Annotated in this window: 13 protein-coding genes; all 13 read right to left on the reverse strand. The window is 38.1% G+C overall.

The features are described from left to right. A partial coding sequence (locus tag STRDD04_RS04295; protein ID WP_062199640.1) for a glycosyltransferase family 2 protein occupies window positions 1-908 on the reverse strand: 908 nt, incomplete at its 3' end. Further along, on the reverse strand, window positions 905-2,053 hold the full coding sequence (cps2T, locus tag STRDD04_RS04300; protein ID WP_062199642.1) for a beta 1-4 rhamnosyltransferase Cps2T: 1,149 nt from the start codon (window positions 2,051-2,053) through the stop codon (window positions 905-907). The genes STRDD04_RS04295 and cps2T, both read right to left, overlap by 4 nt. 158 nt (window positions 2,054-2,211) lie before the next feature. Next, window positions 2,212-3,468: a glycosyltransferase family 4 protein gene (locus tag STRDD04_RS04305; protein WP_062199644.1), complete on the reverse strand. Its 1,257-nt coding sequence runs from the start codon at window positions 3,466-3,468 to the stop codon at window positions 2,212-2,214. Between the two features lie 9 nt (window positions 3,469-3,477). Next, entirely contained in the window at window positions 3,478-4,779 is a 1,302-nt protein-coding gene (locus STRDD04_RS04310; protein WP_062199882.1) for a DUF2142 domain-containing protein, read from the reverse strand. Further along, complete coding sequence (locus STRDD04_RS04315) at window positions 4,766-7,699, reverse strand: rhamnan synthesis F family protein (protein WP_062199646.1); 2,934 nt, start codon at window positions 7,697-7,699, stop codon at window positions 4,766-4,768. Before STRDD04_RS04315 ends, STRDD04_RS04310 begins: the two co-directional genes overlap by 14 nt. A gap of 24 nt (window positions 7,700-7,723) precedes the next feature. Beyond that, complete coding sequence (locus STRDD04_RS04320) at window positions 7,724-8,503, reverse strand: glycosyltransferase family 2 protein (RefSeq protein WP_062199648.1); 780 nt, start codon at window positions 8,501-8,503, stop codon at window positions 7,724-7,726. Further along, window positions 8,493-8,852: a DUF2304 domain-containing protein gene (locus tag STRDD04_RS04325; protein WP_037616351.1), complete on the reverse strand. Its 360-nt coding sequence runs from the start codon at window positions 8,850-8,852 to the stop codon at window positions 8,493-8,495. The genes STRDD04_RS04320 and STRDD04_RS04325 overlap by 11 nt, the downstream gene beginning before the upstream one ends. Next, entirely contained in the window at window positions 8,852-9,568 is a 717-nt protein-coding gene (locus STRDD04_RS04330; RefSeq protein WP_062199650.1) for a glycosyltransferase family 2 protein, read from the reverse strand. The genes STRDD04_RS04325 and STRDD04_RS04330 overlap by 1 nt, the downstream gene beginning before the upstream one ends. After that, window positions 9,565-10,536: a glycosyltransferase family 2 protein gene (locus tag STRDD04_RS04335; protein ID WP_062199651.1), complete on the reverse strand. Its 972-nt coding sequence runs from the start codon at window positions 10,534-10,536 to the stop codon at window positions 9,565-9,567. Before STRDD04_RS04335 ends, STRDD04_RS04330 begins: the two co-directional genes overlap by 4 nt. Before the next feature lie 26 nt (window positions 10,537-10,562). Beyond that, window positions 10,563-11,510 (reverse strand): glycosyltransferase family 2 protein, encoded by a 948-nt coding sequence (locus STRDD04_RS04340; protein WP_062199653.1) that lies wholly within the window; start codon window positions 11,508-11,510, stop codon window positions 10,563-10,565. 7 nt (window positions 11,511-11,517) lie between these two features. Beyond that, complete coding sequence (locus tag STRDD04_RS04345; protein ID WP_082757343.1) at window positions 11,518-12,792, reverse strand: lipopolysaccharide biosynthesis protein; 1,275 nt, start codon at window positions 12,790-12,792, stop codon at window positions 11,518-11,520. A 71-nt stretch (window positions 12,793-12,863) separates the two neighbouring features. Next, window positions 12,864-13,718 carry a dTDP-4-dehydrorhamnose reductase gene (gene rfbD / locus STRDD04_RS04350; RefSeq protein ID WP_062199657.1) on the reverse strand — a complete coding sequence of 285 codons (855 nt, stop codon included), beginning with the start codon at window positions 13,716-13,718 and terminating at the stop codon, window positions 12,864-12,866. Between the two features lie 72 nt (window positions 13,719-13,790). Continuing rightward, window positions 13,791-14,717 carry a glycosyltransferase family 2 protein gene (locus tag STRDD04_RS04355; RefSeq protein ID WP_062199659.1) on the reverse strand — a complete coding sequence of 309 codons (927 nt, stop codon included), beginning with the start codon at window positions 14,715-14,717 and terminating at the stop codon, window positions 13,791-13,793. Between the last annotated feature and the right edge of the window lie 52 nt (window positions 14,718-14,769).

Genomic DNA, 14,769 nt, shown 5'->3' on the forward strand with positions numbered 1-14,769 from the left:
ATCAAGCAAGTGAAAACCAAAGTATGAAAGGCACGATTTTTTCTGTAGCCATACTTTCGAATACGTCGCAGTCGCTCTGCAAAAGGAGCTTCCATGATTGTCACAAAATTTTCAATAATTTCTCTATTTTCAGTTGTCAGAGGCTGGCTGAGAAGGTTGCGAGCCTGAGTCTGACTGTCTTTTATCAATTTCCAATATTTAGCAAATAGACGGCTAGGATGAATCCAGTTCTTCATCCGCTTGCGTAAGGTTCGGGCTCCTAACACATTATTGGAATGTTGACGGTAGAGTTCACTGGGCTGATCCAGATAAACGAGCTGTCCGAAAGCTGAAGCCAACAGGCCCAGATACCAATCGTGCATGAGCAGTTCATGCTCCTCCTGCCCTGTCCACAAATCAGCCAGAGCACGGTTAATCATCGAAACGCCACCTGTCACCGTATTTTCCGTCAATTCCTGAATCAATTCGGTATTGGCATGGTCAGACTGCGTCCGAATCATACTTTCGTGAACAATATTTAGCTCCTGATCCACGACTTTTAGATCCGTATAGACCAACAAAGGTAAGGAAGCATCGTATTTCTCTGCTGCTGCTAACTGAATCGCCAACTTATCTGGCAACCAGACATCATCCTGATCACTAAAAAAGTAAAAATCCGAATCCTGATATTTAAGCAAGCTATGAAAACTCTTAATGACGCCCAAATTTTGAGGTTCTTCTGGATTGATAAAGAAGATTCGGTCGTCCTGATGGCAAAAATCCTCAATAATCGCTCGCGTCCCATCACTAGAGCCATCATCTCGAATCAAGAGCTGCCAGTCCCTATAAGTTTGGGCTTGAATACTTTCAATCTGCTCTGCCAGAAACTGCTCACCATTATAGGTCGACAGAAGAATAGTCACTTTCATGATAAAAATAGCTCCTCGTATTCACCCACAATTTTTTCCCAGGTGTAGTTTTCTTTCATATTTTTTTTGGCTGCCTGACCGAGCTCAGAAAAGTCAATTTGACCATCTACTCTGTTAATCAGCTGAGCCAATTGTCCCTCTTCTTTTTTCCAGTAAAGAGCGGCTTCTTTGGCTACTTGATGGTTGAAGTCCACATCCAAAACCAAATTGGCATCAGTCTGAGCCAGAGCTTCCAGAAGCCCGGGATTAGTTCCACCGACTTCGTGTCCATGCAAATAGGCAAAGGCTTGATTGCGGATATATTTGAGCAGTTCCTGATCATAGACTGTCCCGACAAACTTAATCCGAGAATCCTTGTCAAAACCGGTTTTCTGCTTGAGCTCTTCAAAATAAGAATTCCCTTCATGATTGCAGATAATCAGCAAGTCACGTTTGGTATTGGATTTCATAAATTCCCGAATGATGGTCTCGTAGTTGTTTTCTGGCACAAAACGTCCAACAATCAAATAATATTCCTTTTCTCTGCTCTTCCATTTCTCAAAAAAATCACGCACGCGAGCATCCTGAGAGTCAAGAGAAGATAGCTGGAGGTCTGTCCCATAAGCAATGAAAGCCGTCTTAGACCAAGGATAGGAATGTTTTATATAGCTTGCAATGCCTTGATTGTCCGCAATGACCAGATCAGCATGCTTGGTCATAACCTTCTCAGAATATTTGAGATAGGCTTGAACCGGCTTAGGCCACTTGGTCCGCTTCCATTCCAGACCATCCGGATTGATAAAGAAAGTCCCGCCTGCTTTTTTAATTTTATGTGCAAAAGGCGCCACAAAGGCTCCAATCGTATTGCCCAAAATATAAAAAATCGGACGCTCAATCTGCTGCTCTTGCACTAACTTTAAAGAATAATTAATGGCCATCATATCATAGGCGATCACCCGAGCCGGCCCCAGTTTAGGAGCCTTAACGGTGAAGCAATCCACTCCCTTGTAATCAAAATGATGAGAAGCTTCATCATCTGACAAACAAGCTACATGATACTGGAGTTGGGAAGAAACCTTATTTTCTACTAATTTCTCAACAAAGGTTTCAAATCCGCCATATTTAGCAGGAAGCCCGCGACTTCCGATGATGAAGACATGTCTCATGCTTTTCCTCTATTCAAAGATTTACAATCTAGTCTATTATATCATTTTCTTGGTGGTTTGTGGGCTACAGACAAAAAAATCGAACAAATCATAATATCGCCTAAGCAAAATTATTGTTTGATTCGACTTTTATATCATCCGTTGTAGGCTACTACTACTTAAAAAGATTCTTTAATTTTTAAGAAAATTATTTTTCTCTTTACTTTATTCAAGAAAGTACTTATTGGCGAAGCAGAGGGAATTGGCTCAAATAAAAATTTTATGTGTCGCAAAGAATGACCGCTATTTATATCAGAATGATCGATTTCTTCTAATATGTCATGATAAACACTGGAAACCTTGTAAAGATTCTTTACTCTTTCTATGTTATCTATAGAGCGCTTTTTCAAGTATTTGAAATCCTCTAAACATTGCTGGATGTGATCTGTTAATTCATCTACATCTCCCGTAGGATAGAGTTGACCCTCCTCGAACATTTCATAAGCCGATAGATGGCCAGGATTATCTGATAGGATGGTTGGCAGGCCATTCATAATGGATTCTATATAAACTAGGCCAAAGGTCTCCATAGCAGATGGAAATACTGCTATATCAGCCGTTGTTGCTTCAGCCCAAGGATTATCACGATATCCTAAAAACTGGACACCTTGCAACTGATGTTCAACTATATAGGACTCACACTTATTCTTATATTCATCGTCCCAAGCCCCAATAAAGACTAGTTCTGGTCTTGGCTGAGGGAGTTGTGCATAAGCTTGAAGGAGTTCTAGTTGATTTTTTCTCTCTGTCAGACGACCAACTGACAGGATACGACACTCATTTCCAGCAAGTTTTTGCTCATTTTCAGCTTTGATCTCAGTAAAAGGGGCAAAGGAACGAATTTTTCTATGAGGGAGAAGCTGGGCTAGTCTTTTTTGCAGAGAACCTGTCACCGCAAAAATCTCCTTAGAATATTCATCTACAAAATCAATTTTCGCTTTATAATAACCAAATTCTCCCTCAGGAAATTCATGAATCAACCAAAAATGCGGAATATTTTCACAAGCTGCTGCTACTGCTCCTTGAAACATATTAACTGTATTTGTAATGACCAAGTCCATATGGCTATCTACCATTAACTTTCTCAGCGCAGCAATATTTTCTTGGTAAGAATTTACCCTCTCTTCATGAGTTCCATGAAGACCACCTGGTGCATCCTCCCACCACCATTTAACCGATGGCAGAGCAATGGTTCTAATTCCTTCTTTTGCAAGAGTAGAAATATAGTCTTGCTGGACTTGGACATGATAATCTGGTATCGCATTGATAACGTCGTAGCCATCTTGAACCAAATACTTCATCAGATGGAAAATAGAAATCTCTGCTCCATTATCCAAGGTTCCAGTCGGCGAAATGAATAAAATGTTTTTCTTCATAGCTTATCCTTACCAATTCCAATAGAATGGAATCATTAAATAGATTGAAATTAAAAAGTTAGCTGACAAAGTTCCTATAAGCAAGTTTTTAACTGTTCGCTCCTGAATCTCCAACTTGCCTAAATTTGCAAGAAGGGGTAAGAAGAGAATTAGGAAAGGCGTAAAATAGCGGCCCTGAGTTCCAACGGATATCTGAGCACCTTTTCCTAAAACAATCGGAGTCCACTCTAGATACATGATGGTGACAACGGAAATGACCTGCAAAAGGAAAAGATAAGCGGAGACAGTTGCATAAGATTTCGTCATAAAATCCTTCTTAGACTGTAAGAAAATGATAGTCAGTACCGCTACATCAAGAAAGATTAGCCACAGGGGCAACTGAATGGTGAAATTACCTAAAAATCCAAAGAGACCAATGGTCAATATGGTATTGAGGTCACCGTTCATGCGCTGTTTAAACAAGGTGTTAAGCAGAACCCTACTGTAGTGGAAGAGCCCTCCTTGATGACGAAAAAGCAAATGCAAGGCTAAGAAAACAGCAACAAAAGCTAAACTGTAAAAAACATAGCGATGACGACCGATAAATGCCTTGATCGCAAGAAAAGGCTTGTTCAAAACAGCTAGGAACCCTTCAATTTCAAAATCAATGAAAGGCAGCAAGCCCAATAACAGAACATTGTTTAACTTGGTTGCAAAGAGACCGATGGATATGACCAAAAGCTGGATGACATTTTTATTGGTAAATTTCTTGCTGGAAGCAATATTAGTGAAAAAACCAATAACCAGCATAATCTCCAAATAGTTCATTACATCATAGGAGAGAGAAGCTGCCTGCTGAACCATAATTGGCAGAAGCGAAATGAAAAAGAGAGCTTTCTTGCCGTACTTAAAATACTTAATCAGGAAGTAAATACCAAAAATATAGGCTAGGGCGTTAAAGAATCGTCCCATCATGAGAATAACTCCTACTGATGGATAGATAAACGTTCCCAAAGCCATGCCGATTAGCTGCGGTAAAAAGGAAAGAGTCTTGAGATTAATACCCAGAGTAAATTCTTCCTGAGATAAATCCAATTTTTCCGTAAAAAGCTTCTTATACTCTGCTGGGGAAACATTCGGTTCCGCAGAGATATTTTCCATCCACTTGTAGGTTTTCTCTGTCGGCTTATGGAAAATCTCCCAAGTCATGCGGGCGTGATTCGTCTCATCCGGCACACGATTGATCGGTTGAACCACCATAAATGTCATGACAAAGACAGTCGCCAAGACCAAAAAGATATTTTCTATTTTTATCGTCTTACTTCTTTTCAAAATCATTCACCATTTCATCTTTACTATCTAAACTGCAGTTTTCAAGAACAAAATCATAGGCATTTTCTGCTAATTCCTGACGTAGGTCAGACGAAAGAATCAAACGCTCTAACTTTTCTTTCCACTCCCCGTCTTTAGCCAAAAGTCCAGTCTCCCCATCTTTTACCATATCAGAGAAGGCTCCAATGTGACTAGCAACTGTAGGAACTTTTACTAAGGCAGCCTCCATCCATTTGATTTCAGACTTAGCCCGATTAAAGACCGAGTCAACCAGTGGAGCTAGATTGATATCCACTCGACTGATCAGCTGAGGTAAATCCTTCCAGTCAACATAGTCATGTACAACAATCTGCTGTTGGTAAGGCTTCATATCCTCTGGAATATCTAAATGGCCGACGATATGGAGTTCCACATTCTTGTAAGTTTCAAGCAAGGACTGGATGGCTGGTTTTATCAATTCAAAATTTTCATTATGACTGATAGAACCTGAAAAATAGCCTATCTTGACTTTAGGGTTCTGCTGACTATAATCTTTGATAAAGTGAGAACTGATTTCAATCAAGTCACTGGAAGCTCGGTTTCTATTCAGCAACACCTTATCTTGATATTTGAGCAATTCTTCCTGCAATTGGAGTGTTGAAGTAATCGCTCCATCACAGGCAGCTAACATCTTGCCATAATTTTTGACACCAGCATCATAGTTGCCCTTCTCCTTCTCTGATAAGCCTTGAGTATAGCTCAACTGATCTGTATAAACTGTATCAAAAACCAAATCATCAATGTCAAAATAAACTGGTTTTTTATCTCTTCTAGCTGTATCGCACAAGAATTGAAGTTGATAAGACCACGGAGCTCGATAGATAATAATATGACTAGCATGCTGAGCCTGAGAAATCTCAAACTCTGATAAATTTACTACTTTGACCGTGAAACCGTTTTTTCTCAACTGTTCTGCTTTGTTAAGCACTCGGTAGCGCGTACATTGAGGAATAATATTTTCAACTCCATCAATAATCAGAATAAACTGCTCTCTCGAAATCGATTTGAATTTTTGTACAATATTATCCAAAATTTCAACTGGATAATCTGTTTCTTTTCGCACATAATTGAGCAAATCAGGTACTTCTGTTCGTCTTTCTAGCCCCTGCCAGCGAAACTGCTGCTCATTGTAATTTTGTAATGAGGTATACTTGATTAAAGGACTTCCAGCCCTTAGCATTCTCAAAGGATGAATATACATGGCGCTGTCTTTGTTTTCAGGTACCAAGGCATCGTAGCGATAGCCTAAATCTGCAAAATACTTAGTAAAAGTTGTTTCGTGTTTTCCAATAGCCTTATCACGTGAATCCGTATCGGTTAGGTTATTCCAATAGTCGAAAAACTCCTCTGACCGAAGCAATAAAGACTCAATGACGAGAAAATAAGATTGTAGATGCTCTGGAATATAGCCGTATTGATTGAAATTCGTGGCATCTTCTTGTACTTCACCAAAGGAAATCCCCCAAAAATCAAGATTTCTCTCCGCCATTGTTTGGAAGACCTCATTCAAATCTCGCATTGGACCAATATTCGTATCATTGACTAGCAAGAGTTGAGAATAAGTTTGCAACTTTTCCTTACCAAAGGTCAAAATCCCTTCCCTAAATGCCGCGGCATCATAACCTGTATTATCCCTTACCAGAACTTGCCCATATTGTTCTAAGGTAGATAAATCCTCTGATTTCAATCCTCCATTTACCACAATCAGCGTTTCATCTACCAAAGATGCTAATTTCTCTAAAAACAGAACCTTGTAGCGCTGAAGATTCTCTTCTGCCTCAAAAATGACATAGACTAGGCACTTTTTGCCACTCATATGTTGAAGCTGCTTTCGCTGAGAATGACGTAAAACCCTATAATAATAGGTTTTTGGTGATTTGATATTTCTTTTTATGGAGATGCACTGGTGTTTCAACTGAGATAAGAGCGCTCTGATACGCCGCGGATTCTTGACAACCTGTCCTACTTGTTTAATCGGTGTCACAATAGCATTCCCAACACGATAAGAAAGTGAGTTACGTAATTCATCAATGTCATCCTGATATTGATAAATCAATTCGCTATCACGTTCCCAGTTTTCCTTTAGCTCTTGGATATAGTCAGACACCCTGTCCATATGCTGAATCAAATTATCCAGCCGTCCTTCCAGAGTAAAGATATTTGCAGACAAAGCTTGGTAAATCTCATTAGGAAGTTTATCCATGTACTTCTTTATAATTTGCAAATATATTTCGTAATGGTATCTAGTAGAATCTCGCTTAGAGACAGACTCTTTATCAAAGACCCGATAATTCAGCTTTGTTTTTTCATCATAAATAGGTTTTGCGCCTTGATTGATAATTAAGTTTAGAAGAAAATCATAGTCTTCTAATTTTTTATAATTAAGCGCCTCGTCATAATAAATACCATCAGCGATCGAGCGACGAATGAGAGAGCAATTGGAAATATAATTATCTGTTAAAAAAGCTACCTTGTCATATGGCTGTGATTTAAGATACACTTCCTTTTTATCAGGGTCATACAAATCACCATAGACAATATCTGCCTCCTCTTGCACCATGGTTGTGTAGAAGCTCTCAATATAGTCTGAATCCAGAAAATCATCGCTATCTACAAAAATAAAATAAGTGCCTTGAATTTGCTGCAAAGCCTTGTTTCTTGTCTTGACGACCCCCATATTTTTATGGCTTTCAAACCTCGTCGGGAAAGGGGAATCAGCCAAAGTTTCTTGTATAATCTGGGCGGACTTATCAGTGGAACCATCATCCAATACCAGTAACTCAATATTTTGATAGGTCTGCCCAAAAATACTGCGCAAGCACTGTTCAATGTAGTCTTGATGGTTGTAACATGTTACAACAACAGATATTAAATCTTTCATATACTTTCCTTGTAAATAACTATATTAATTTGAGTTGGCATCTTGACTCTTCATATATGCTTTATTTATTAGATTAGCCACCCACTTAGGCCAGAAAAGCTGGTACATGAACAAATCTTCTTTGGTTCGAGTATTATCTGAAATAGTCTTGGTTGTTTCAGACTCTCCGTGAATCCGATGGCACATGAGCTTCTTAGAAATATAAGCAAAGCAACCCTTATAGGCACTAATCTTGTACCAAGCATACCAATCTAGACTCACACGCATTTCCTCATCAAATCGAAAATCCCTTAATGCCTCTAAGTTGTAAGTCACCGCCGGACAGGAAATGGGATTGCCAAAAGCCAGCACCCGATTTCTCCAAAAACGGCTGGCCGGCATCAGGTTCAGTGTTTTGAGCATGAAAGTCTTGATTTTCAGATTGGTGTTAGCTGGAATTTTGACCCCATTTTTCTCTTCAAAATAGTCCGTATAGGCAATGAGAACGTCCTTAGACTGCTCTATCTTCTGCATTACAGCCTCTAAGTAAGCAGGCTCATAGTAATCGTCCTGGTGGGCAATAGTAGCATAAGGAGTCTCAACAAAGGAAAGGGCATTGTTCCAGTCCCTGCCAATACCACCGCCTTCTTTCGTATAAAAAGGAATACCATACTTCTGGCACAGCTGTTTGATTGAATCCAGCGGTGTTGAGCTATAGCAGATAATCTTTGATGACAAAGTTTGAGCTTGCAGAGACAAGATACAATCTTCTAAGAATTCACTTTCGCCATAGGCGCAAATCACCCAGGTATGGTTATTTTTCATCTTTTTCACTCTCTAACTTAGACATTCTTTGTTTCATGATGGACAGTTCTTGCACCAACTGCTTGATTTGCTCCTTTTGCTTGGAAATGGCAATAGTATGCAAAAACACGATAATCAGCAGGAAAAAGATAGCCAAGGACATGACAAAGTTTGAGGTCAGTTCAAAACCTAACAATTTGGCAATCGAAACTGGAATCCAATCAAAAATAGAGATAACAATCAGTACAAAGCCAATAATAATCCACATAAAGGCTTGCTCAAACAAAATATTGTTTTGATTGATATTCCGAAAGACAAAATACAGGAATAGAACTGAAGCCACTAGCATAACAATAGACAAAATGGACATTATTCACTCTCTTTCATAAAAGCAGCAATCAAGATCGAAGAGCAAACCTCAATCATGTAGCGAATGGACTTAATCGGAGTAATCGAAGATACTCCTCCTGCACGTTCAAACATATTGGCCGGTGCTTCCACCACTGTATATTTTCGCTTCAAGAGATGGACGATTGATTCTGGCTCAGGATATTTGATAGGATAGCGCGCAGCGAATTGTCGAATAATGTCTCGATTGGCCAAACGATAGCCTGATGTGGCATCCAGAATCCTTTTGCCTGTTGTTAATTTAATAAAAGCTGAGATAATAGTAATGCCAAAACGACGCATAAAAGTGGTCTGAAATTCTGAAGCCTTGTCACCAATAAAACGAGAACCAACAACCAAATCTGCCTGCTGACGACGAATAGGCTCCAGCAAAGCATCCAGCGACTCAATATCATGCTGGCCATCTCCGTCAAACTGTACGGCCACATCATAATTCTTCTCAAGTGCATACTTATAACCGGTCTGAACAGCTCCACCAATCCCTAAATTCATAACCAAATGAACAGCATTCAGATGGTGGCTATCCAAAATCTCTTTGGTTCTGTCAACTGACCCATCGTTGATGACCATGTAGTCTAAGTCAAAGTCAACTTTCTTCCGATATTCTACAATGCTCATAACCGTATTTAAAATACTTTCTTCCTCATTATAAGCAGGAATTATCATTAAAACTTTCAATTATCTTTCTTCCCTTTACAATAAATTTTAGCAAATAATGGAACTAACCTTAACTTCTCCAAGCTCAAAAAAATAATAAGTGAAATTTTAGTCTGAAACCTTTCGCCCTGAACCTTCTTAGACAACGGAGAAATCGTACTGATGAGTTTATTTTCTTTTAACCATTTTTTAATCCTAATATACTGATGAATAAACTCCTGATCTGATGAGGCTCTCCCAGAAAAAAGTAAGTACCAAACGTAATATCTTTTCAAGTAATATACTACTAACTCAGATGGCTGACCCAACTCTAATATTTTTGCAAAAAGAACTAAAATATCAATTTCAGGAGAAAAACCTCTCTGAGAAGTGTTAGAAATACTCTGACTATTGTAATACCAATTATATCCTTTATAGTCCAACAATCCTATTTTATCTGTTGTCTTATAGGCAGTTAGATTAAAAATAATATCTTCTCCTATACCATAGTCAAAAAATTCTAGATTGTTTTTTCTCAAGAACTCAGTTCGGTAAATTTTGGCCCAAGGAGCCATTATAATATATTTGGACCACTCTGATTGTTGTATGTCTTGACTAAAGATGATTTGGTTATCCTGATTAACGCGCTTGTAGCCACCAATAACTAAGTCTAGCCTTTTCCCATGGATAGCCTGATAAAAAGTTTCAATGTAATCATTATCAACAAAATCATCATTATCCATGAACATAATATATTCTCCCTCAGCTAGAAGAATTCCTTTATTTCTAGTTAATGCCACTCCTTCGTTTTGTTTATCAATTACTCTTATAAAACTATACTTCACTTCATAGTCTTTTAAAATATTTAAAGAGTTATCTTTCGAACCATCGTTTAGAAAAATAATTTCAAAATTCTTAAATGATTGATTCAAAAGAGAATCTACACAGCGTTTAATCCCGTCTTGTGCATTATAAACTGGAATAATAACTGAAATAGCTGATTTAGACATATTTTTCCTTTCATAACTAATCCACTCTATTTATAAAACTTCAATAAAACAGGAAATAGTTTTATTGAAAATTTTATCCCCAATAAATTGGCTAATAGACCTGTTAATTTAAATGCTCGGTTCTCTATATAATTTGCATACTTTAGCAAATATTTATACTGGTAAAGCAACTCCTTAATTTTCAAATTATCAATGTATTGATTTACATAAGGTAATATAGAGATATATGAGATTGCAAAATAGATATTTAAGGCTTTTTGAATTTCAACTGAATAGTTTTTCAAGTCAGAAAGTCCCGTCCTGATTCCTTCAAGAGTATCTTGAACATTTTTTTCTTTCACGACATTAGTCAAACTTCCTTTGCGGTTCTGTCGATACATGTATTGAGTACTATTAAGAATTGAAAATTTCTTTGTCATTTTTAAAATCCGAGAACAATATAAACTATCCTCAGATACCATTCCCTCTGGAAATTTCAGGCCATTTTGAAATAATTTTTTCGATATACACTTATTCCAATTTGGACCATTAAATATTCCAAAGCAAGTAGCTTTTAAAATATTTTCCTCAAACATAGATATAGGGAAATCTATAATTCTATCATCATAAAAATAACTGTAACCAAAAACGATAACATCATCAATGCATTCTGTAGTTATTTCATCAAGTTGATTCAAAAAGTGTTGATCACTCCAAAAGTCATCACCATCTAAAAACAATAAGTACTCTCCCCGAGCAGACTCAATACCTGTATTTCTTGCTTTTGAAGCTCCGCCGTTTGTTTGATTTAACACCCTTACTTTATTGGTATTCTCCACAGACAATTTATCAGCGACTATTGCAGTAGCGTCAGTTGACCCATCATTTATGATTAAAATTTCATAATCTTTAAATTCTTGAATTAAGACACTCTTAACACATTTTTCTAAATAATCCGCTACATTATAGGCAGGTATAATAATTGAAAATTTCATAAGTTCCTTATTTTTTCCTTCTCAAAAAAGTATATGGATTCGTCATAAAATAAATAATCAGCGAGACACTCAACCAAGCAATCATAGAGATAAAGAAAGACAAAGAGGCTCCAAAAATTCCATATTGGGATACTAGTGGTTCAGCTGTAAGAATGGATACAAGATACCCCGCTAAGAATGAAATGACTAAATAATGATGTTTTCTAAAAACAGTTAAAATATTATCACATACGGTAGAAAACGTACTAGCAATGCCACCTAACAACAGTATAAAGAAACTCATTTGATATTGATTCAGATTGGTTCCATAAACAATATTTAAAACAGGGATAGCAGCAATTGCCCCAGCAATACAGATCAAGATACTTGTTCCCCACAGAATCTTAAATAGGTTATTCTTATATCTAATAAAGTGAGAAATTTTATTTTCTTCCCTAAAAATTGCTAGCTGTGTAATCATAGGACGCAAAAAAACAATCATTAGGTTCATTGCAAAAATAGGAGTAAATAAGATGCTAAAATCTCTCTGCACCCCTGTTTCAATCAACCCTTTGTTAAAAATATTATTTAATGCATACTTAGGTTGATTATAGATTGAAACTAATAAAAAAGCATTTATAAATAAAGGGAAACAGTCCTTTAAAATATTAGAAATATCTTTTAGCTTTACTGTAGCGATATTAATACGATGAAACAACTTAGATTTTGGAAAATCAAAAAAAAGAACTACTGTGAAAGAGGCGAGCGTTTGAAACACAACAGATAAAAGGAGATTTTTAGAAAACAATAACGAAAAAGCAAATGTTATAGTTGAAATTATATTTCTAAAAAATAATGATTGACCGGCTATATCTAATCGTTCTTTCTGTTGGAACAAGCCTTGAAATACATCCGAAAGCGCCTCGCTAACTCTAAAAAATGATACCCAAAATATAATCCAAAAATTTGCATGAGTAGAAGAATTTAAAATTAAATATCCTAATAAAATTAGTATCATTAAAATATTAGTTAAAACTCTGGTAGTCAAATAGGCATCAAATGAATATTTTTCTTTAATATCTGTCGCTTGAAAATCCCTTACCTGAAACCCTGCAACAATAACTAGTAAATTCGCAATTGCATAAGCAAAACTATATAGATCGGCTGACTCACTAGATAAAGTACGAGTAACTATAAATAATAAAATAACAGATACAGCTGCTGAAGACAGACTCCCAAACATATTCCAAAAGAAAATTTTGGGCAACGATACCACTTTCAAACTGATAGAACTCTCTTTCAATATAAATAAAACTTTATCCAATTATACCATAAATCCCCTTTAAAAAAGCAACCTCAAGGTTGCTTCTTTATTTATTTTTTCACTTCCTGCTTATAAAACTCTTTTAAGGCATCCTGCCAAGTCGGAATGACAAAGCCTGTCGCCTTAGCCTTGGTCAAGCTCATAGTGGAGTTGAAAGGCCGCTTAGCCTTGGCCGGGAATTTGCTGGAATCAACAGGCTGGACTTCCACATTCGTATCTTTGAGAATTTCCACTGCAAAGTCATACCAAGTTGTGTCCTCTGCTGCATCATTAGACAGATGGTAATAACCAAATTCCTTTTGATTTTCAGCCAGATAGGTCATAAACTCAGCCAGAGTACGAGTCCAAGTTGGACGACCATGTTGGTCATTGACTACGGTCAGAGTTGTGTGCGTCTTGGCAAGATTTTGCATGGTAAAGACAAAGTTTTTACCGTAGTTACCAAAGACCCAGGCAGTACGGATAATGTAGAAACAGCTAGAATATTTCTCAACCAGCTCCTCGCCCATGCGCTTGGTACGGCCATACTCAGTCTGCGGATCCGGCCGGTCATCTACTTCCCATTCCTCACCGACAGGCTTTTGTCCATCAAAGACATAGTCTGTCGAGATGTAGACCAAGGTTGCTCCGTGTGCTTCTGCAGCTTTTGCCACATTTTCGGTACCGGTCACATTGATGGCATAGTCCAGCTCTTTGCCTTCATCTTCAGCTGCATCAACTGCAGTATAGGCTGCGCAGTGATAGACCAAGCTTGGCTTGACCTCCGCAAAGACCTTATCCACCATTTGGGTATTGGTAATATCCATTTCTGCCACATCAACAGCCACATACTCCTCATTGCGCTCATCCAAAAGATAGCGAAGCTCTGTTCCCAACTGTCCATTCGCGCCTGTAATTAAAATCATTTGTTTTTCCTTTCAGATCATAAATATTCGATGAATTTATTATACCAAAAAAAGCAGAAAAAATCTGCTTCTTTACTTACTCTTCTCCTTAATCACATAAATCGGCCGATGCTTGGTTTCCATGAAGATTTTGCCGATGTATTTGCCCAGGATACCGATGGTCAGCAGCTGGAAGCCGCCGATAAGAAGAATGACGGTCATGAGGGACGGCCAGCCCGATGTTGGGTCACCAAAAACCAAGGTACGGATAATAATCACCGCCATTAGGATAAAGGCTAAAATCCAAGACAGGATGCCGCCTAAAAAAGCGATGTTCAGCGGTGCATCAGAGAAATTGACAATACCTTCCAAGGAATAGTTGAAGAGGGACCGAAAATTCCAAGAGGTCTTGCCGGCTACTCGTTCGACATTTTTGTATTCCAAGTACTCTGTATTGAAGCCTACCCAGGCAAAAATCCCCTTAGAGAAGCGATTGTACTCTGAAACATCCAGAATAGCCTCTACCATCTGGCGGCGCATCAGTCGGAAGTCACGCGCACCATCCACCATTTCTACCTGACTAATCTTATTAATCAGTTTATAAAACAGATTGGCAAAAAAGCTCCGGATAGGTGGCTCTCCCTCTCGAGTAGTGCGACGGGTCCCCACACAGTCCAGTTCTGGATTCATGTCCAACATAGCTTTCATCTCAATTAGAAGCTCGGGCGGATCCTGCAAGTCCACATCCATGACCGTCACAAAATCCCCGCTTGCCTCTTGGAGCCCAGCATAGAGCGCTGCTTCTTTTCCGAAATTACGAGAAAAGGACAGATAGTGCACATCTGGACAGCGTCTGCTGAGCTCACGCAAAACAACCAAGGTGCGGTCTGTCGACCCGTCATTGACAAAAATATATTCAAACTGGTCACGGATTTGATATTTGACCGCTTCCATGGCTTCATGAAATAAAGGAATAGACTCTTCTTCATTGAAGCACGGAACAATCACTGAAATTGTCATTTTGATTACCTACTATTTTTTAATATCTTTCATTATATCAAAAAACTAGGCG

This window comes from Streptococcus sp. DD04, from assembly GCF_001578725.1.
In the GTDB taxonomy this organism is placed as follows: Bacteria; Bacillota; Bacilli; order Lactobacillales; family Streptococcaceae; genus Streptococcus; species Streptococcus sinensis.